At 68.9% G+C, this 18,916-nt stretch carries 18 protein-coding genes; 16 read left to right on the top strand and 2 right to left on the bottom strand.

The features are described from left to right. Positions 1-10: 10 nt before the first annotated feature. Positions 11-934 (bottom strand): 1,4-dihydroxy-2-naphthoyl-CoA synthase, encoded by a 924-nt coding sequence (locus A3CU_RS0103680; protein WP_027941117.1) that lies wholly within the window; start codon positions 932-934, stop codon positions 11-13. A gap of 207 nt (positions 935-1,141) precedes the next feature. Between A3CU_RS0103680 and menD the strand changes: the two genes are divergently transcribed. The 3 genes from menD to A3CU_RS0103665 all read left to right on the top strand — a co-directional run bounded on the left by menD (position 1,142) and on the right by A3CU_RS0103665 (position 5,079). Next, on the top strand, positions 1,142-2,806 hold the full coding sequence (gene menD, locus A3CU_RS0103675; protein WP_027941116.1) for a 2-succinyl-5-enolpyruvyl-6-hydroxy-3-cyclohexene-1-carboxylic-acid synthase: 1,665 nt from the start codon (positions 1,142-1,144) through the stop codon (positions 2,804-2,806). A 101-nt stretch (positions 2,807-2,907) separates the two neighbouring features. Then, entirely contained in the window at positions 2,908-4,449 is a 1,542-nt protein-coding gene (locus A3CU_RS0103670) for a M1 family metallopeptidase (RefSeq protein ID WP_027941115.1), read from the top strand. Between the two features lie 174 nt (positions 4,450-4,623). Then, positions 4,624-5,079, top strand: a complete 456-nt coding sequence (locus tag A3CU_RS0103665; protein WP_027941114.1) for a DUF3592 domain-containing protein — start codon at positions 4,624-4,626, stop codon at positions 5,077-5,079. Here the strand turns inward: A3CU_RS0103665 and A3CU_RS0103660 are convergent. Next, complete coding sequence (locus A3CU_RS0103660) at positions 5,076-5,423, bottom strand: zinc-ribbon domain-containing protein (RefSeq protein ID WP_027941113.1); 348 nt, start codon at positions 5,421-5,423, stop codon at positions 5,076-5,078. The two genes, A3CU_RS0103665 and A3CU_RS0103660, sit on opposite strands and share 4 nt — an antisense overlap. 150 nt (positions 5,424-5,573) lie before the next feature. Between A3CU_RS0103660 and A3CU_RS0103655 the strand changes: the two genes are divergently transcribed. The 13 genes from A3CU_RS0103655 to nuoK all read left to right on the top strand — a co-directional run bounded on the left by A3CU_RS0103655 (position 5,574) and on the right by nuoK (position 18,838). Then, positions 5,574-6,293, top strand: a complete 720-nt coding sequence (locus A3CU_RS0103655) for a demethylmenaquinone methyltransferase (RefSeq protein WP_027941112.1) — start codon at positions 5,574-5,576, stop codon at positions 6,291-6,293. Then, the gene (locus tag A3CU_RS0103650; protein WP_027941111.1) at positions 6,290-7,567 is read left to right on the top strand and encodes a geranylgeranyl reductase family protein; all 1,278 of its coding nucleotides are present in this window, start codon (positions 6,290-6,292) and stop codon (positions 7,565-7,567) included. The genes A3CU_RS0103655 and A3CU_RS0103650 overlap by 4 nt, the downstream gene beginning before the upstream one ends. Before the next feature lie 333 nt (positions 7,568-7,900). Continuing rightward, on the top strand, positions 7,901-8,269 hold the full coding sequence (locus A3CU_RS0103645) for an NADH-quinone oxidoreductase subunit A (protein ID WP_052371449.1): 369 nt from the start codon (positions 7,901-7,903) through the stop codon (positions 8,267-8,269). A gap of 29 nt (positions 8,270-8,298) precedes the next feature. Further along, the gene (locus A3CU_RS0103640) at positions 8,299-8,841 is read left to right on the top strand and encodes a NuoB/complex I 20 kDa subunit family protein (protein ID WP_027941109.1); all 543 of its coding nucleotides are present in this window, start codon (positions 8,299-8,301) and stop codon (positions 8,839-8,841) included. Positions 8,842-8,847: 6 nt separating this feature from the next. Further along, positions 8,848-9,600, top strand: coding sequence for an NADH-quinone oxidoreductase subunit C (locus tag A3CU_RS0103635; RefSeq protein WP_027941108.1), 753 nt, complete (start codon positions 8,848-8,850; stop codon positions 9,598-9,600). Between the two features lie 247 nt (positions 9,601-9,847). Beyond that, positions 9,848-11,218: an NADH-quinone oxidoreductase subunit D gene (locus A3CU_RS0103630; RefSeq protein ID WP_027941107.1), complete on the top strand. Its 1,371-nt coding sequence runs from the start codon at positions 9,848-9,850 to the stop codon at positions 11,216-11,218. Next, the gene (gene nuoE / locus A3CU_RS43345) at positions 11,215-11,934 is read left to right on the top strand and encodes an NADH-quinone oxidoreductase subunit NuoE (protein ID WP_043840579.1); all 720 of its coding nucleotides are present in this window, start codon (positions 11,215-11,217) and stop codon (positions 11,932-11,934) included. Before A3CU_RS0103630 ends, nuoE begins: the two co-directional genes overlap by 4 nt. Positions 11,935-12,004: 70 nt before the next feature. Next, the gene (gene nuoF / locus A3CU_RS0103620; RefSeq protein ID WP_027941106.1) at positions 12,005-13,303 is read left to right on the top strand and encodes an NADH-quinone oxidoreductase subunit NuoF; all 1,299 of its coding nucleotides are present in this window, start codon (positions 12,005-12,007) and stop codon (positions 13,301-13,303) included. Next, entirely contained in the window at positions 13,300-15,777 is a 2,478-nt protein-coding gene (locus A3CU_RS0103615) for an NADH-quinone oxidoreductase subunit G (RefSeq protein WP_027941105.1), read from the top strand. Before nuoF ends, A3CU_RS0103615 begins: the two co-directional genes overlap by 4 nt. Continuing rightward, entirely contained in the window at positions 15,774-17,096 is a 1,323-nt protein-coding gene (gene nuoH / locus A3CU_RS0103610; protein ID WP_027941104.1) for an NADH-quinone oxidoreductase subunit NuoH, read from the top strand. Before A3CU_RS0103615 ends, nuoH begins: the two co-directional genes overlap by 4 nt. Then, entirely contained in the window at positions 17,096-17,656 is a 561-nt protein-coding gene (nuoI, locus tag A3CU_RS0103605; RefSeq protein ID WP_027941103.1) for an NADH-quinone oxidoreductase subunit NuoI, read from the top strand. The genes nuoH and nuoI overlap by 1 nt, the downstream gene beginning before the upstream one ends. After that, entirely contained in the window at positions 17,653-18,498 is an 846-nt protein-coding gene (locus A3CU_RS43340) for an NADH-quinone oxidoreductase subunit J (RefSeq protein WP_043840577.1), read from the top strand. The genes nuoI and A3CU_RS43340 overlap by 4 nt, the downstream gene beginning before the upstream one ends. Positions 18,499-18,538: 40 nt before the next feature. Beyond that, positions 18,539-18,838 carry an NADH-quinone oxidoreductase subunit NuoK gene (gene nuoK / locus A3CU_RS0103595; RefSeq protein ID WP_027941102.1) on the top strand — a complete coding sequence of 100 codons (300 nt, stop codon included), beginning with the start codon at positions 18,539-18,541 and terminating at the stop codon, positions 18,836-18,838. Positions 18,839-18,916: the final 78 nt, after the last annotated feature.

Here is an 18,916-nt window from a genome sequence, read left to right as displayed (position 1 = left end):
TCCGACGCAGCTAGTAGTAGTACGGGAAGGACGACCAGTCCGGGGGCCGCTTCTCGAGGAAGGAGTCCCGGCCCTCGACGGCCTCGTCCTGCATGTAGGCCAACCGGGTGGTTTCGCCGGCGAACAGCTGCTGGCCGACCAGGCCGTCGTCGATCAGGTTGAACGCGTATTTGAGCATCCGCTGCGCGGTGGGCGACTTGCCGACGATCTCCCAGCCCCACTGCAGTGCCTCGGTTTCGAGTGAGGCGTGCGGCACGACGGCGTTCACCGCGCCCATCTGGTGCATCTGCTCGGCGGTGTAGGCGCGGCCCAGGAAGAAGATCTCCCTGGCGAACTTCTGGCCCACCTGCCTGGCCAGATACGCCGAACCGAAGCCGCCGTCGAACGAGCCGACGTCGGCGTCCGTCTGTTTGAACCTGGCGTGCTCGGCCGAAGCGAGGGTGAGATCGCACACGGCGTGCAGCGAGTGCCCGCCGCCGGCCGCCCAGCCGGACACGACCGCGATCACCACCTTCGGCATGAACCGGATCAGCCGCTGCACCTCCAGGATGTGCAGGCGGCCGGCCCGCGCGGGGTCCACCGTGTCGGAGGTCTCGCCGCTGGCGTACTGATAGCCGGAGCGTCCGCGAATACGCTGGTCACCACCGGAGCAGAAGGCCCAGCCGCCGTCCTTCGGTGACGGGCCGTTCCCGGTGAGCAGGACGCAGCCCACGTCCGCGCTCATCCGGGCATGATCGAGCGCGCGATACAGCTCGTCGACCGTGTGCGGCCGGAAGGCGTTGCGGACGTCCGGCCGGTCGAACGCGACACGCACGACTCGCTTGCCCCCACGGGCTTCGGCAGAGCGGTGATAGGTGATGTCGGTGAACCCGAAACCCTCGACCTCGGTCCACACGGCGGGGTCGAACAACTCGGAAACGCGGCTGTCATGCACCTTTGCGAGAATAGGTGGTGAAGCGACGCTGCGGCGCGCAGCGCGTCGATTGACGGTGGCGGTGGGTGGGCTGGAGATGGCCCAGGCGCGGCTGAGTACGGCGAAACCGGTGGGGGTCAGGCGTTCAGGAGGGATTCGCGTGACGAGGGACATGGGCTCGGCTCCGACCACGCGACCCGGCGGGACGCTCCCTCCCGGAGGTGTGTGGTGAACCCGTCCACCGCGCAGGCGCGGGTCATCGTCGACGAGTTGGTCCGCAACACCGTTTCCCACGTCGTTCTGTGCCCAGGCTCACGTAATGCTCCGTTGTCGCTTGCCTTGCACGACGCGGCGGCCGCCGGACGGCTGCAGCTCTACGTTCGCATCGACGAGCGGGGCGCGGCCTTCCTGGCGCTCGGGATCGCCGCGCGCACCGGCCGCCCGGTCGCGGTGGCGTGCACCTCGGGCACGGCGGCGGCGAACTTCCATCCGGCGGTGCTCGAAGCCGACCGGGCCGGAGTGCCGCTGATCGTGCTCACCGCGGACCGTCCGCCCGAACTGCGCGCGGCCGGCGCGAACCAGGTCGTCGACCAGCAGCGGTTGTACGGCAACGCGGTGCGGTACTTCGACGAGTTGGCCGTCGCCGAGGCCCGGGCCGGGCAGAACGCCTACTGGCGCAGCCAGATCTGCCGTGCCTGGAACGCGGCGTACGGCGAGTGGCGGTGTGGACCGGTCCACCTCAACATCCCGTTCCGGGAGCCGCTCGTTCCCGACGGCGACCACGACTGGTACGAGTCGCTGGACGGCCGGGCGGGTGGCGCGCGGTGGACCGAGCTGCCCGACTTCGGCGCGCTGCCCTCGTTCGTGGTGCCGTCGGCCCGGTGTGGTCTGGTCATCGCCTGCGACAGCGGAGTCCGCGCGGCCGGCGAGTGGGCCGAGCAGCACGGGTGGCCGGTGGTGTCCGAAACGGGCGGGCTCGGGTTGTCCGGCTCTGCCGCGATCGCGAGCGGCGCCTGGCTGCTGGGCGCGGAGAAGTTCATCGCCGAGCACAAACCCGAGCAGGTGCTGTGCATCGGCCGGCCGACGGTGTTCCGCCAGGTGCAGGCGTTGCTTTCGGATGCCGACGTCGAGGTGCTGCTGGTACGCCCGGACTCGGACTGGCCCGCGCCCGCGCACAACGTCCGGCAGGTCGGGCAGTGGTTCGACGAGCCGTCGAAGCCCGCCGACCCGGACTGGCTGGCGAGCTGGCAGCGCGCCGACCGGGCGGCGCTGACCGCGGTGAACACGGCGCTGGAGGACGAGCCGTGGCCGAGCGGACTGCGGCTGGCCGCGGAACTGGTCGACGCGTTGCCTCTGGATTCGCTGCTCGTGGTGGGCTCGTCCAATCCGACGCGGGACGTCGCGCTGGGTGGGGGAGTGCGGCCCGACGTGCTGGTACACCGGAATCGCGGCGTCGCCGGCATCGACGGCACGCTGTCCACCGCGATCGGCGCGGCCAGCGTGCACCGTGGTCATTCCTACGCGCTGGTGGGCGATCTGACGTTCCTGCACGACGTGAACGGCCTGTTCGCCGGCCCCGCCGACGCTCGTCCCGATCTCACCATCGTGGTGCTCAACGACGACGGTGGCGGCATTTTCTCGTTGCTGGAACAGGGAGCGCCCGAACACAGCGATGCGTTCGAGCGCGTCTTCGGGACGCCGCACGGCGCGGATCTCGGCGCGTTGTGCCGTGGTTTCCGGGTTCCGCACGAGCTCGTCGGAACCCGCGAGGAGTTCCGGGCGGCGCTGCGTCCGGCGCCCGGGCTGCGAGTGGTGGAGGTGCGCGTGGACCGGTCACGTCACCGCGCTCTGCATGCCCGGGTCCGTGCGGCCGTTTCAACCGCACTCACCTGAGCCTTACGGGCGGCGCCCAGACGAGTGAAAGTCCCGCTCTGGCAACGAAACCTTCTTTCGACCGTACTCGGAGAAGATTCCGCCACATACGGTCTGGTCCTATGCGCCTGCGAATTCGAGCCGCCCTCGGGGTTGTCTCCGTGGGCCTGTTGATCACACTGTCCGCGTCCACGCTCACGTCCACGCCCGCGGCCAGCGCCGCCCCGGTTGCGGGGGCTCCGGGTGTCGGTGATCCGTACTACCCGTTCGCGGGTAACGGGGGTTACGAAGTATCGCACTACGACATCCGCCTGACCTACCAGCCGGCCACGGACCAGCTGTCCGGGACCACCACGATCCTGGCCACCACGACCGAGGAACTGTCCAGCTTCGACCTCGACTTCGGGCTGCACACCAACTCGGTTCTGGTGAACAACGTCCCGGCTGCCTTCCACGTCGATCCCGCCGAGAACGGCGAGCTGGTCGTCACGCCCGACGCTCCGCTCGCGGCGCACCAGCCGATCACGGTGGTGGTGAACTACGCCGACACGCCGTCGAAGGTCGTCATCGACGGCGTCACCGCATGGATCAAGACCCCGGACGGCGCGCTGGCCGTGAACGAGCCACAGATCTCGCAGTGGTGGTTCCCGTCCAACGACCACCCGACCGACAAGGCCACCTACGACATCGCGGTCCAGGTGCCGGACAACGTCGCCGCCCTGTCCACCGGCACCCTGGTCCGGACCACCAAGACCCGGGCGGGCTGGACGTGGTGGAACTGGCGCAGCACCCAGCCGGCGAACACCTACGCCATGACGCTGGAAGTGGGCGCCTTCCAGGTGAACCGGGCTACCACGCCGGATGGCAAGCCCTTCGTCACGGCTTATGACCCCGCCGCCGGGGACTCGCTGGACGCCGCGAAGGCGAGCGTCGAGCGGACGCCGGAGATCGACGCGTTCCTGGCTTCGCAGTTCGGACCCTACCCGTTCGAGGCCGAAGGTGGCGTCGTCACCCGCCCCGTCCTCGGCTTTGCGCTGGAGGCCCAGACCAGGCCGGTCTACGACAGCAGGTTCTTCGCGGCGGGCAGCAACACCACCGTGATCGCGCACGAGAACGCGCACCAGTGGTTCGGCGACGCGGTGTCGCTGGGCAGGTGGAGCGACATCTGGCTCAACGAGGCCTTCGCCACCTACGGCGAGTACCTGTGGTCGGAGCACGAAGGCGAGGGCACCGCGGCTGAGCTCGCCCAGTTCGGGTACGACTCGCACCCGGCCGAAGACCCGTTCTGGCAGGTGCTGCCGGGCGACCCCGGCGTGGCCGAGCAGTTCGACTCCGCCGTGTACGACCGGGGAGTGCTGGGCCTCCAGGCGCTTCGCACCACCGTCGGCGACGATGCGTTCTTCACGATCCTCAGGACCTGGGTGGCCGAGCACAAAGGCGGTTCCGCCCGGATCAACGACTTCATCGCGCTGTCCGAGCGGATCTCCGGCAAGCCGCTGCAGGAGCTGTTCACCACCTGGCTGTTCACCCTCGGCAAGCCCGCGGCGGGACCGAACGGGCCGGGTGCGGCGGCCATCCGGCCGGCCAACGCCGGCGTGGCGCCCAAGTCGTACGCGCAGATCGAGGCCACGCATCAGTTGCTGGCCACGGCGCACCAGCGCTGAACAGCCTGTTGTTTCAGAACGTGTGCGGGTACCAGGCCGTGACTTCCCGTGTCGGCTGCCGGTCGATCACGGTGGCGGCCTGCCTCCCCGCCCACGTGCAGCGTCGTTGTCCGCGACTATGGGTGCCGATCTTGCGTTTTGAATGCCGTTCACCGCTAAAGATATGCTCGCCTGGTGACGACGAGACACGAGCGACGGCTGCGGATCGGGCGCCGCGTCGTGCTCGTCGTTGCCGTGTTGATCAGCGTGTTGTGCGTCGGGCTTCTGCTTGCGGCCATCCGCAACGACAGCGCCATCACCGGTCACCTCGGCGTGGCGAACGCCGAGGTCGACTCGGTGTCCTTCGACCGGACGATCATCCGGTACGAAACCCCGGACGGGATCGTGCACATTCCCGCCAACGGCGTCCTCTACCCGAGGGGCCTGGCCGCCGGTGACCTGGTGCGCATCGAGTACGACACCACGAACCCGGAGCTGGCCCGGGTGGCCGGCCGGACCGCGACCCTCACGCTGTTGCCGCTGGGCACGACCATGCTGGGCACCTGGCTGGTGGCGGGCGGCCTGCTGTGGTGGATCCGGCAGCGGACCCGAACCGGTGTCGCGGCGACTTCGGCGTCTTCGGGCGCTTAGCCCCGGGGAGCCGGTGGCTGCTGCCGGCCGAACTGGCCGCCCGCGGCGGGAGGCTGGATCTGCGGCACGGACTGCGGTGGCTGAGCCTGCGGAGGCTGCGGCGCGGCACCCTGCTGCGTCGCCATCACCTGCTCGGCCTCGGCCTTGGTCAGCTTGTTCGTCGCACCGCAGAACGTGCACACGGTGAAGTACCGGGATCTGATCGGGAACAGCGGGATGAAGAACAGCGTGAACTTGGTGACCGCCCGGCGCAACGCATGCGCGGTCGGGTTCTGGCACTGGCCACACAGGTAGGTCGCGGTGGCCAGTTGCTTGACCTGCTGCCGCCAGCCGTAAATGATCACTTTTACCTCCGGGATCTGCGTTCCGACGGACGGACCTTACGCGCACCGCCGCCCTCAACAGAGGCGTTTCGCGCAACTCCCCTGGCCGGCCCTTCACCCACCGCCACCCTCAACGGACGCGCTTCGCGCGGCTCCCCTAACTTTCTGGGTATGTCCCGCGCCAGTCTTGAGAAGGACCCCCGCGAGGTCGCCGCCATGTTCGACGGCGTCGCGTCCGGCTACGACCGGGCGAACTCGTTCATGACGTTCGGGCTCGACCGGCGCTGGCGCACGATCACCGCCCGCGCGCTCGACGCTCGTCCCGGCGAGAAGGTTCTCGACCTCGCGGCCGGGACCAGGGTCTCGACCCGCGAGTACGCCAGGAACGGGGCCTGGTGCCTGGCCGCCGACTTCTCCCTCGGCATGCTTCGCAGCGGCCGGCACCGTGACGTGCCGGCGGTCGCCGCGGACGCGATGCACCTGCCTTTCGCCGATGGCAGCTTCGACGCGGCGACGATCAGTTTCGGCATCCGCAACTTCGTGGACACCAAGGCGGCGCTGGTCGAGATCTCGCGAGTCGTGCGGCCCGGCGGACGCCTGGTGATCTGCGAGCTCTCGACGCCGGGCTTCGGCCCGATCCGGTTCCTGTACCGGAAGTTCTTCCGCCGGGCGATGACCCTGCTGGGCAAGGTGACCTCGTCGAACCCGGCGGCGTATGAGTACCTGTCCGAGTCCGTGGCCGCCTGGCCGAACCAGCATGCTTTCGCCGAAATCATCGCGGCGGCCGGCTGGCAACGCGTGGAATGGCTCAACCTCACCTTCGGTGTGGTCGCCATCCACCGCGCGGTCAAGCCGTCCTCGGCCGGTCCTGATCTAAACTCGACCTCATGACGACAGGCGCTGACGCCCAGGTGATCATCGTCGGCGCCGGTCCCGCCGGATCGACGGCGGCCACCTACCTCGCCCGCGCCGGGATCGACGTGCTGGTGCTGGAGAAGACGCAGTTCCCGCGCGAAAAGGTCTGCGGTGACGGGCTCACCCCGCGCGGGGTGAAGCAGCTGATCGATCTCGGGATCGACACCAGCGAGGAGGCGGGCTGGGTGCACAGCCGGGGCCTGCGCATCCTCACCGGTGACCTGACCCTCGAACTCGACTGGCCGGAGCTGACCAGTTACCCGCCCTACGGGGTCTCGCGCACCCGCCGGGACTTCGACGACCTGTTGGCCAAGACGGCGGTCAAGGCGGGCGCGCGGCTGCAGGAGCGCACCACGGTCACCGCCGCGCTGACCGACGAGCGCAGCGGCCGCGTCGTCGGCGTCGAGGCGAGGACCGGCCCGGACAAGGACCCGGTGACCTATCGTGCGCCGCTGGTGCTGGCCTGCGACGGGGTGTCCGCGCGGCTCGCGCTGTCGGTCGGCATCGAGAAGATCGAAAAGCGGCCGATGGGGGTGGCGGTCCGCCGCTACTACCGCAGCCCGCGCCACGACGACGCGTTCATCGAGGGACACCTGGAGTTGTGGGACCGCAGCGATCCGCGCGATCCCAAGCTGCTGCCCGGTTATGGCTGGGCGTTCCCGCTCGGCGACGGCACGGTGAACGTCGGGCTGGGCATGTTGTCCACGTCGAAGGCGTTCCGCAACACCGATTACCGTGCCCTGCTGCGGCAGTGGCTGGACTCGACGCCGGAGGAGTGGGGCTTCCGCGAGGAGAACGCGGTCGGCCGGGTCGGCGGTGCCGGCCTGCCGATGGGGTTCAACCGGACTCCGCACTACCGCGACGGCCTGCTGCTGCTCGGCGACGCGGGCGGCATGGTGAGCCCGTTCAACGGTGAGGGAATCTCGGCGGCGATGGAGTCGGCCCAGCTCGCCGCGGAGTTCGTGGTCCAGGCGCTGGCCCGCCGGGCGGGAGCGTCCAGGGAGCGCGCGCTGCACGGCTACCCGGCGGCGCTGAAGCAGTTGATGGGGGGCTACTACCGCCTGGGCAACCTCTTCGCGAAGGCGATCGGGAACCCGGCGGTCATGCGCGCGGCGACCCGGTACGGCCTGCGCGTGAATCCGCTGATTCCGCTGATCTACAAGGGACTTTCGGGTTGCTATGACGCCCGGGGCGGCGATCGCGTCGACCGGCTCATCGCGCTGGCGGCCCGTCTTACCCCCAGTGCGTGAAGTTTTGCGCCCTATCACGGGGGTCTTCCCCGGGCGCGAGCGGGTCCCATCGCCTCACTCCCCGAGATCGTGACCGTGTGAAACATCACAGCTACCTGTCGCGGTCCTCGGTCGCGGTCCCTTTTGCCCTGGTCGGGGGCGGTTGGTAACCCGAATGGCAGCACGCAGAGTGCACCTTCCGTTATGTCGAGCCCCCGAGACAACGGTGTGACCCTCGTCCTACACTGCAGATATGCCTTGTGAACCGCTTCACAACCTTAGGGAAGCTTGTGAAGCTTTTCACAAGCTCCGGCCGGTCGGGAAAGACACAGTGTTGTGGAAGGGGCGGTGCTGATGTCGTTGGCCCAATACCTACCGCTGGTGCTGCTGTTCGTGCTCGCCGCGGCATTCGCTCTGCTCTCGGTGTTGCTCGGCCCACTGGTCGGGCCGCGGCGGTTCAACAAGGCGAAGCTGCAGGCGTACGAGTGCGGCATCGAACCCTCGCCGCAACCGCTGATCGGCGGCGGGCGGATGCCGGTGGCCTACTACATCACCGCGATGCTGTTCATCCTGTTCGACATCGAGATGGTCTTCCTCTACCCGTTCGCCGTGAACGCCGACGCGCTCGGCGTGTTCGGCCTGGTGGAGATCGTGCTGTTCATCGCCACGGTCGGGTTCGCCTACGCCTACGTGTGGCGCCGTGGCGGACTGGACTGGAACTGACGATGACCACGACGAAGTGAGGCGAAGCCATGGGTCTGGAAGAAAAGCTCCCGAACGGCATCCTGCTGGCGAAGCTGGAAGGCGTGGTCAACTGGGCGCGCAAGAACTCCTTGTGGCCGGCCACGTTCGGGCTCGCCTGCTGTGCCATCGAGATGATGACCATCGGCGGTTCCCGCTACGACATCGCCCGTTTCGGCATGGAGCGGTTCAGCGCCACTCCGCGCCAGGCCGACCTGATGATCGTCGCCGGCCGGGTGACCCAGAAGATGGCGCCGGTGCTGCGGCAGATCTACGACCAGATGGCCGAGCCCAAGTGGGTCCTCGCGATGGGCGTGTGCGCCTCGTCCGGCGGCATGTTCAACAACTACGCGGTGGTGCAGGGTGTCGACCACATCGTCCCGGTCGACATGTACCTGCCGGGCTGCCCGCCGAGGCCGGAAATGCTGCTCGACGCGATCCTCAAGCTGCACGCCAAGATCCAGGACGAGCCGCTGGGGCCGCGCCGCGCCGCGCTGAAGGCCGGTCACCGCACCGAGCTGATCCCGTCGTCGATCAAGTACGCGAAGAAGTGATGCGGAATGTCTGAAGAGAAACCGGTCACCGGCGGCGAGTCCAGCAGCGCCGAGCGGGCGGAGACCGGCCTGGAACCGCGTGGTGTACGGCCTGCTCAGCCCATCGTCGCCGGCCGGGCGCGCAAGGGCATGTTCGGGGTTTCCGACAGCGGGGACACCTCCGGCTACGGCGGCCTCCGGCTGCCCGCCTACACGGCGCCGCCGGCCGAACGGCCCTACGGCGGCTGGTTCGACGAATTCGCCGACCAGTTCTTCGCCGCATTGGCCGAGCACGACATCCCGGCCGAGACGGTGCAGCAGGTCACCGTGGACCGCGGCGAGATCACCCTCTACCTCGAGCGGAAGCACCTCGTCGAGGTGTGCCGGATCCTGCGCGACGACGCGGGATTGCGGTTCGAACTGTGCAGTTCGGTGTCCGGAGTGGACTACGGCCCGGACGTGCCGCAGCGGTTGCACTCGGTGTACCACCTGACTTCGATGACCTACCGCCGCCGGATCCGCCTCGAGGTCACGCTGGATATCGAGGACCCGCACCTACCGTCCATTGTGGAAGTCTATCCGACCGCCGACTGGCAGGAGCGGGAAGCCTATGACATGTTCGGCATCGTCTACGACGGCCACCCGGCGCTCACCCGCATCCTGATGCCCGACGACTGGGACGGCTTCCCGCAGCGCAAGGACTATCCACTCGGCGGGATCCCGGTGGAATACAAGGGCGCGGAGATCCCGCCCCCGGACCAGCGGAGGTCTTACTCGTGACTAGCTCGGTGTCAAGTCGCGGCAATCAAGGTGAGCACCACGCGCGCGCCTTCGTCCCGCGTCTTGTGGGTGCTCCGCCCCCACACCCCCGACTGGGGGCAAGCCCCCAGACCCCCTTATCGGGGCGGCGGGGCGCCCTGGCCGAGGACGTGACTCGATCGCGAATGGAGCGCCCCGTCGACACGATCGCGGTCGCGCGCAAACCCGCGGAGGAACAGTGAGTAGCGGCACGGACACCAGGCTCGGCATGAACGGCGACGGGGCCGGCGAGCACGGGGATTCGGACGCCACGACCCCAACGGGGCCGGAGGGCACGCCGTACGCCGAATCGCGCGAGACCACCGAGGGCCGGATCTACCACGTCAGCGGCGGCGACTGGGACGACGTCCTGGGCGACGCCGAGCACGACGAGCGCATGGTCATCAACATGGGCCCGCAGCACCCGTCCACGCACGGCGTGCTCCGGCTCGTGCTGGAGCTGGAAGGCGAGACGGTCACGCAGCTCCGGTCGGTGATCGGCTACCTGCACACCGGCATCGAGAAGAACATCGAGTACCGCACGTGGACCCAGGGCGTCACGTTCGTGACGCGGATGGACTACCTGTCGCCGTTGTTCAACGAGATGGGCTACTGCCTGGCAGTCGAGAAGCTGCTGGGCATCGAGGTCCCGCGCCGGGCGCAGCTGATCCGGGTGCTGCTGATGGAGATCAACCGGATCGGTTCCCACCTGGTCTACATCGCCACCGGCGGCATGGAGCTGGGCGCCACCACGGCCATGACCATCGGCTTCCGGGAACGCGAGGAGGTGCTGCACCTGCTGGAGTTCCTGACCGGCCTGCGGATGAACCACGCGTTCATCCGGCCCGGCGGGATCGCGCAGGATCTGCCCACCGACGCCCACGAGAAGATCAGCGAGTTCATCAAGGTGATGGACAAGCGGCTTCCCTTGTACGACAAGCTGTTCACCGGCCAGCCGATCTGGCGCAACCGGCTCAAGGGCGTGGGCTACCTGCCGGTGGACGCCTGCCTCGCGCTGGGCGTGACCGGTCCGGTCCTCCGCTCCGCCGGGCTGGCCTGGGACCTGCGCAAGATCGAGCCGTACTCGCTCTACGACGAGTTCTCCTTCGACGTGCCGACTTCGACCGAGGCGGACTGCTGGGCGCGGTACCTGTGCCGGGTCGAGGAGATGCACCAGTCGCTGCGGATCATCCGGCAGGTGCTGGACAAGCTCGAGCCGGGGCCGGTCATGGTGGAGGACAAGAAGGTCGCCTGGCCCGCTCAGCTGTCGATCTCCAGCGATGGCATGGGCAACTCGCTGGAACACGTGCGCAAGATCATGGGCCAGTCGATGGAGTCGCTGATCCACCACTTCAAGCTGGTCACCGAGGGCTTCAAGGTGCCGGCGGGGCAGGTGTACGTGCCGGTCGAGTCGCCGCGCGGCGAACTCGGCTACCACGTCGTGTCCGACGGTGGCACCCGGCCGATGCGGGTGCACGTCCGGGAACCCAGTTTCATCAACCTCCAGTCGATGCCGGCGATGTCCGAGGGCGGCCTGGTCGCCGACGTGATCGCCGCCGTCGCCTCGATCGACCCTGTGATGGGGGGAGTGGACCGGTGAAGCCGGAATCGTCGATCTTCGGACCCGATGTCGTGGAAAAGGCGCAGGCCTTGATCGCGCGGTACCCGCAATCGCGGTCGGCGCTGCTGCCGATGCTGCATCTGGTGCAGTCGGTGCAGGGTTACGTCAGCCAGGAGGGCATCGGCTTCTGTGCCCGCCAGCTCGATTTGTCCGAGGCCGAGGTCAGTGCCGTGGCGACGTTCTACACGATGTACAAGCGGCGGCCGTGCGGCGAGCACCTGGTGAGCGTGTGCACGAACACGTTGTGCGCTGCGCTGGGCGGGGACGCGGTCTATGCCCGGCTCTCCGAGCATCTCGGTGTCGGGCACGAGGAAACCGCGGGTGAGCCAGGGCAGCCCGGCTCGATCACGCTGGAACACGCCGAATGCCTCGCCGCCTGCGACCTCGCGCCGGTGCTTCAGGTGAACTACGAGTTCTACGACAAGCAGACCCCGGAGTCGGCGGTCGAGCTGGTGGATTCCTTGCGGCGCGGGGAAAAGCCGGCGCCGAGCCGGGGTGCGCCGCTGACCGACTTCAAGGGCGCCGAGCTGCAGCTGGCCGGATTCTTCCCGGACGACGAGGAAACCTTCACCGCACAGGTGGACGGCCCGTCGCAGGCGGTGGAGACCTTGCGCGGTGCCGCGCTCGCGCAGGAACGCGGGTGGACCGCCCCGGTCATGCAGGACGCCCCGCTGCCGGAGGTGGGGGCGAAATGAACGGCGCTCAGCCAACGACGAATGTCACGGCCTGGCTACCCGCACACGTTCCAACAAAGACGGAGAAGTGATGGCTGACCCGTTGACCCCGGTCCTGACCAAACGCTGGCTCTCGCCGAACTCGTGGCGGCTGTCCACCTACGAGCGGCTGGAGGGCTACACGGCGCTGCGCAAGGCCTTGCGCGGCACGCCGGAACAGCTCGTCCAGCTGGTCAAGGACTCCGGGTTGCGCGGCCGGGGCGGTGCGGGCTTCCCGGCCGGCCTGAAGTGGTCGTTCATGCCGCCCAACGAGGACAAGCCGCACTACCTGGTGATCAACGCCGACGAGGGCGAGCCCGGGACGTGCAAGGACATCCCGCTGATGATGGCGGACCCGCACTCGCTGATCGAAGGCTGTGTCATCGCCTCCTACGCGATGAGGTCGCACCACTGCTTCATCTACGTGCGCGGCGAGGCGCTGCACTGCTTCCGCCGGCTGAACTCGGCGGTGCGCGAGGCCTACGCGGCGGGCTATCTGGGCAAGAACATCCTCGGCACGGGTTATGACCTGGACATCACCGTGCACGCGGGCGCGGGCGCCTACATCTGCGGTGAAGAGACCGCGTTGCTGGACTCCCTGGAGGGGCGGCGCGGCCAGCCGCGGCTGAAGCCGCCGTTCCCGGCCGCCGCCGGCCTGTACGCGAAGCCGACCACGGTGAACAACGTCGAGACCATCGCCAGCGTCCCGTTCATCGTCAACGCCGGGTCCGACTGGTTCCGTGCGATGGGGCGGGAGAAGTCGCCCGGCCCGAAGATCTACTCGATCTCCGGGCACGTCGAGCGGCCGGGCCAGTACGAGGCGCCGCTCGGCACCACCCTGCGCGAGCTGCTGGAGCTGTGCGGTGGCATGAAGGACGGCATCCCGCTCAAGTTCTGGACGCCGGGCGGGTCGTCCACGCCGCTGTTCACCGTGGAGCACCTGGACGTGCCGCTGGACTTCGAGGGCGCGGCCGAGGCCGGGTCGATGCTCGGCACGACCGCGGTGCAGGTGTTCAACGAGACGGTGTCGGTGCCGTGGGCCGTGATGAAGTGGACGAAGTTCTACAAGCACGAGTCCTGCGGGAAGTGCACGCCGTGCCGGGAAGGCACCTACTGGCTCGACCAGATCCTGGCCAGGATGGTCGACGGCCGCGGCACCGAAGAGGACATCGACACCCTGCTGGACCTGTGCGACAACATCTTCGGCCGCTCGTTCTGCGCGCTCGCCGATGGTGCGGTCAGCCCGATCGTCAGCGGCATCAAGTACTTCCGGGACGAGTTCCTGGCCCTGTGCGAGACGAACAAGGCAGGCGGCGAACGGAAGTCCGAACTGGTGGGAGCTCACACATGACGATGGCGCCGGAAGAGCCCAAGATCGAGGTCCCCGAGGGGTACGTCAAGCTCACCATCGACGGCGAGGAGGTCATCGCGCCCAAGGGTGAGCTGCTGATCCGTACCGCGGAGCGGCTCGGCACGGTGATCCCGCGGTTCTGCGATCACCCGTTGCTGGACCCGGCCGGCGCCTGCCGCCAGTGCCTCGTCGAGGTGGAGATGGGCGGGCGGCCGATGCCCAAGCCGCAAGCCTCCTGCACCATGACCGTGGCCGACGGGATGGTCGTGCGGACCCAGGTGACCTCGAAGGTCGCGGACAAGGCGCAGCAGGGCGTGATGGAACTGCTGCTGATCAATCATCCGCTGGACTGCCCGATCTGCGACAAGGGCGGGGAATGCCCGCTGCAGAACCAGGCGATGGCGCACGGCCGCGCGGACTCCCGGTTCCACGACACGAAGCGAACCTTCCCCAAGCCGTTGCCGATCTCGACGGAGATCCTGCTGGACCGCGAGCGTTGCGTGCTCTGCCAGCGGTGCACCCGGTTCTCCGACCAGATCGCCGGCGACCCGTTCATCGACCTGCTGGAACGCGGAGCCGAGCAGCAGATCGGGACGGCGGAGACGGCGGACGTGCTGGATCTGGCTTCGCGGACCTCGTCCGGCAAGCCGTTCCATTCCTACTTTTCCGGCAACACCATCCAGATCTGCCCGGTGGGCGCGCTGACCAGCGCCCAGTACCGGTTCCGGTCGCGGCCGTTCGACCTGGTGTCGTCGCCGAGCGTGTGCGAGCACTGCGCGTCCGGTTGCGCGCAGCGGACGGACTTCCGGCGCGGCACGGTGATGCGCAAGCTCGCCGCCAACGACCCCGAGGTCAACGAGGAATGGCTGTGCGACAAGGGCCGCTTCGCGTTCCGGTACGCGCAGGCCGCGGACCGGCTGCGCCGCCCGATGGTGCGGAACGAGGCGGGCGAACTGCGGGAAGCCTCGTGGACCGAGGCGCTGCGCGTTGCCGCGGCGGGACTGCTGAAGGCCCGTGACGGCAAGGGCGCGGGCGTGCTGACCGGTGGCCGGCTGACCGTCGAGGACGCCTACGCGTACGCGAAGTTCGCGCGGATTGCGTTGCGCACCAACGACATCGACTTCCGTGCCCGCGCACATTCCGCCGAGGAGCTGGCCTTCCTCAGCGCACGGGTGGCCGGCACGACCCCGGAGAACGGGGTGACCTACGCGGCGCTGGAGCACGCACCGACGGTGCTGTGCGTGGCCTTCGAACCGGAGGAGGAGTCGCCGATCGTCTTCCTCCGGCTGCGCAAGGCGGCGCGCAAGCGCGGCGCCAAGGTCGTCCACTTGGGACAGTGGAGCACCCCGTCGGTGCGCAAGACCTCCGGCGAGCTGCTGGCCTGCGCGCCGGGCGCCGAATCCGCCGCGCTCGACGGGCTGGCGAAGCACGCACCGGACCTCGAGCAAGCGCTTTCTCAGCCGGGTGCGGTCGTGCTGGTCGGCGAGCGCGCGGCCGAGGTGCCCGGCCTGTTCACCGCGGTGCACACGTTGTCCGAGCGAACCGGCGCGACCGTCGCCTGGATCCCCCGGCGGGCGGGGGAGCGCGGGGCGCTGGAGGCCGGCGCCGCACCGACGCTGCTGCCCGGCGGCCACCTGGTCACGGACCCGGCGGCACGCGCGGTCGCCGAGGCCAAGTGGCAGGTCCGGTTGCCCGCCGAGCCCGGCCGTGACACCACCGGCATCCTCACCGCCGCCGCGGACGGCAGGCTGGCCGGCCTGGTCATCGGTGGCGTCGACCCCGACGACCTGCCCGATCCGGACCTGGCCCGGCGGGCGCTGGCGAACGCGGACTTCGTGGTCAGTCTCGAACTGCGCCCCAGCGGCGTGACCGAGCACGCCGACGTCGTCCTCCCCATCGCCCCCAGCGTGGAGAAGTCGGGCAGCTACCTGGACTGGGAGGGCCGCGCGCGCCCGTTCGACACGACCATCGAGAACACCGGCGCCCTCTCCGACTGCCGGGTCCTCGACACGCTGGCCGTGGAAATGGACGTGGACCTGTTCACCCAGACCCCCGCCGCCTCCGCCGCGGACCTGGCTTCCCTCACCGCCACGCTGCGGGATTCGGACGCCGTCAAGGCAGCCTTCCCCGGTTCCGACGCCGGCCGGGCGGCCTCGCCCGGGCTGCGCGCGGGTGAGGCCCGGCTGGCGACCTGGCAGCAGCTGCTGGACGAGGGGTCGCTACAGGCCGACGAGCCGCACCTGGCCGGCACCGCCCGGCCGGTGGTGGCCCGGATGTCGGCCAGGACGGCCGAGAACGTGGGCGGCACCGTGACGGTGTCGACCGAGCGCGGGGCGATCACGCTGCCGGTCGAGGTGGCCGACCTGCCCGACGACGTGGTGTGGCTACCCGCCAACTCCGCCGGGTCCCAGGTGCGGCGAACGCTCGGCACCGGGCACGGCGGCGTGGTGTCGATCAAGGGAGGTGTGCAATGACCCCCTTGCTCATGCAGCAGCCGCTGCTCGCGCAGCAGCCGCTGAGCAGGGCGGAACTGCTGGCCGGGGACCCGTGGTGGCTGACCCTGATCAAGGCGGTCGTGATCCTGCTGATCGGGCCGATCATGACGATCCTGCTGATCGTCTGGGAGCGCAAGGCGCTCGGCCGCATGCAGAACCGCCCCGGCCCCAACCGGGTCGGCCCCGGCGGCTACCTGCAGTCCATCGCGGACGCGATCAAGCTGCCGTTCAAGGAGCAGGTCATCCCCGACGGCGCCGACCGGAAGGTCTACTTCCTGGCCCCGGTGCTCGCCGTGGTGCCCGCGCTGATCGCGCTGTCGGCCATCCCGTTCGGCCCGGAGGTGTCGATCTTCGGCCACCGCACCGTGCTGCAACTGGTGGACCTGCCGGTCGGGGTGCTGGTGATCCTGGCCTGCTCGTCGGTCGGGGTGTACGGGATCGTGCTGGCCGGCTGGTCGTCCGGCTCGCCGTACCCGCTGTTCGGTGGCCTTCGCTCGGCCGCGCAGGTGATCTCCTACGAGATCGCGATGGGCCTGTCGCTGGTCGCGGTCGTGTTGACCGCGCACTCGATGTCCACCGGCGACATCGTCAACGCGCAGCAGCACGGCTGGTATTTCTACCTGCTGTTGCCGAGTTTCGTGATCTACCTGATCTCCATGGTCGGGGAGACCAACCGGGCGCCGTTCGACCTGCCGGAGGCCGAGTCCGAACTGGTGGGTGGCTTCCACACCGAGTACTCGTCGATGAAGTTCGCGATGTTCTTCCTCGCCGAGTACGTGAACATGGTGGTCGTCTCGGCGTTCGCGACCACGCTGTTCCTCGGCGGCTACCTGTTCCCGTTCGTGGGCGCCGACTCGCCGCTCAACCAGGGTTGGCTTCCGGTCATCTGGTTCTTCGCCAAGGTTTTCGCGCTGCTGTTCTGCTTCATCTGGCTTCGCGGCACGCTGCCCCGGTTCCGGTACGACCAGTTCATGCAGCTGGGCTGGAAGGTCCTGGTGCCGGTCAACCTGGTGTGGATCGTCGCCGTGGTCGCGATGCGCTCGATCGAGAGCACCCCGATCCGGATCGTGGTGATCGTCGCGATCGTCGTGCTCGTGGCCGTGCCGGTCGCGCTGACCGTGGATTCCCGGCAGCAGTACCAGGACGACTCGGTGCCGATCACCGGCGGCGGGTATCCGCTGCCTCCGCTGGACCTGAAGGTCCCGGCGGTGCCGGAACGGGGAGCGGGCAGGAAGAAGCGCCGCCGCGTCGCGCAGGCGAGCAGGCGCGCGGAGGTTTCGGCTGGGAGTGATGGCTGATGTTCGACGCGATCAAGGGTTTCGGGGTCACCTTCGCCACGATGTTCAAGAAGGTGGCGACCGAGGAGTATCCCGAGGCCGGTGCCCCCGCCGCGCCCCGCTACCACGGGCGGCACCAGCTCAACCGCCACCCGGACGGGCTGGAGAAGTGCGTCGGCTGCGAGCTGTGCGCCTGGGCCTGCCCGGCGGACGCGATCTACGTCGAGGGCGGCGACAACACCGAGGAAGCCCGCTACTCGCCGGGTGAGCGCTACGGCAAGGACTACCAGATCAACTACCTGCGGTGCATCGGCTGCGGCCTGTGCATCGAGGCGTGCCCGACCCGGTCGCTGACGATGATCAATTTCTACGAGATCGCCGACGACGACCGGCAGCGGTTGATCTACACCAAGGAGGACCTGCTCGCGCCGCTGCTGCCGGGGATGGAGCAGCCACCGCACCCGATGCGCCTGGGCGAGAACGAGCAGGACTACTACGTCAACGGGCCCGAGTTGGCCCGCGGGCGCGGCGTCCCCAAGGGGGAAACCGTGGAAACCTCGCATGAGGAGCACATCCAATGACCGCAGTCGTTCTGGCGCAGGGCGTCGAGGCGCACGTCTCCACCGGGGAGGCGATCGCGTTCTGGATCCTGGGCCCGATCGCGCTCTTCGGCGCGCTGGGGCTGGTCTTCGCCCGCAACGCCGTGCATTCCGCGCTGTTCCTCGCGATGACGATGTTCTCCCTCGGTGTGCTGTACATGGTGCAGCAGGCGCCGTTCCTGGGCTTCACCCAGATCATCGTCTACACCGGCGCGATCATGATGCTGTTCCTGTTCGTGCTCATGCTGGTCGGCCGGGAGAGCTCGGACTCGGTGGTGGAAGTGCTGCGGGGACAACGGCTTTGGGCCGGTGTCCTCGGCGTCGGCGTTGCGGGGATGCTGGCCTCGGCGCTGACTCGCGCGCTGTCCAAGGCCACCCCGGCGCCGCCGCCGAACGGCACCCCGGCCACGCTCGGCCGGTCGATCTTCACCGACTATCTCTTCCCGTTCGAACTCACCTCGGCGCTGCTGATCACCGCCGCGCTCGGCGCGATGGTGCTGGCCTTCACCGAGCGGCGCGGCCGCCGGCGGTCGCAGCGGGAACTCGTCGAGGCCCGCTTCCGCGGCGAGTACGAGCGCATCTCGCCCAAGCCCGGCCCCGGCGTGTTCGCCACCTCTCACTCGGTGACCACGCCGGCGCTGCTTCCGGACGGGTCGGTGGCGGAAGAATCGCTGTCCGCGATCATCGAGTCGACGCCCACCGCCCGGCTCGAGGCGGAGCGGAAACGGATCGAAGGAACCGAGCCGGAGCCGGACGCGCACGCGCTGGTCGCACCCGAGGCCGGCGAGGTCCCGGCCGGCCACGGCGATCGAGGTGACCGGTGATCAGGCCCCGTCGGACCCGCGGAAAAACCGTGGAGGAGAAATGACTCCCACCTACTACCTGCTGCTCTCGGGACTGCTGTTCACCATCGGCGCGGTCGGCGTGCTGATCCGGCGCAACGCCATCGTGGTGTTCATGTGCATCGAGCTGATGCTCAACGCGGTGAACCTCACGCTGGTCACCTTCGCGCGGATCAACGGCGGGATCGACGGCCAGGTGATGGCGTTCTTCGTGATGGTCGTCGCCGCCGCGGAAGTGGTGGTGGGACTGGCGATCATCATGTCGATCTTCCGGACCCGGCGGACCGCCTCGGTCGACGACACGAACCTGCTCAAGTACTGAGGAATGGCGCGGCACGCGCGGCAGGAAGCCCCACCCGCCAGCCCACCACCGCCCTCAACGGACACGCTCCGCGTGAGA

The organism is Amycolatopsis taiwanensis DSM 45107 (assembly GCF_000519205.1).
Classification (GTDB): domain Bacteria; phylum Actinomycetota; class Actinomycetes; order Mycobacteriales; family Pseudonocardiaceae; genus Amycolatopsis_E; species Amycolatopsis_E taiwanensis.
This window is presented reverse-complemented; position numbering and strand designations above follow the sequence as displayed.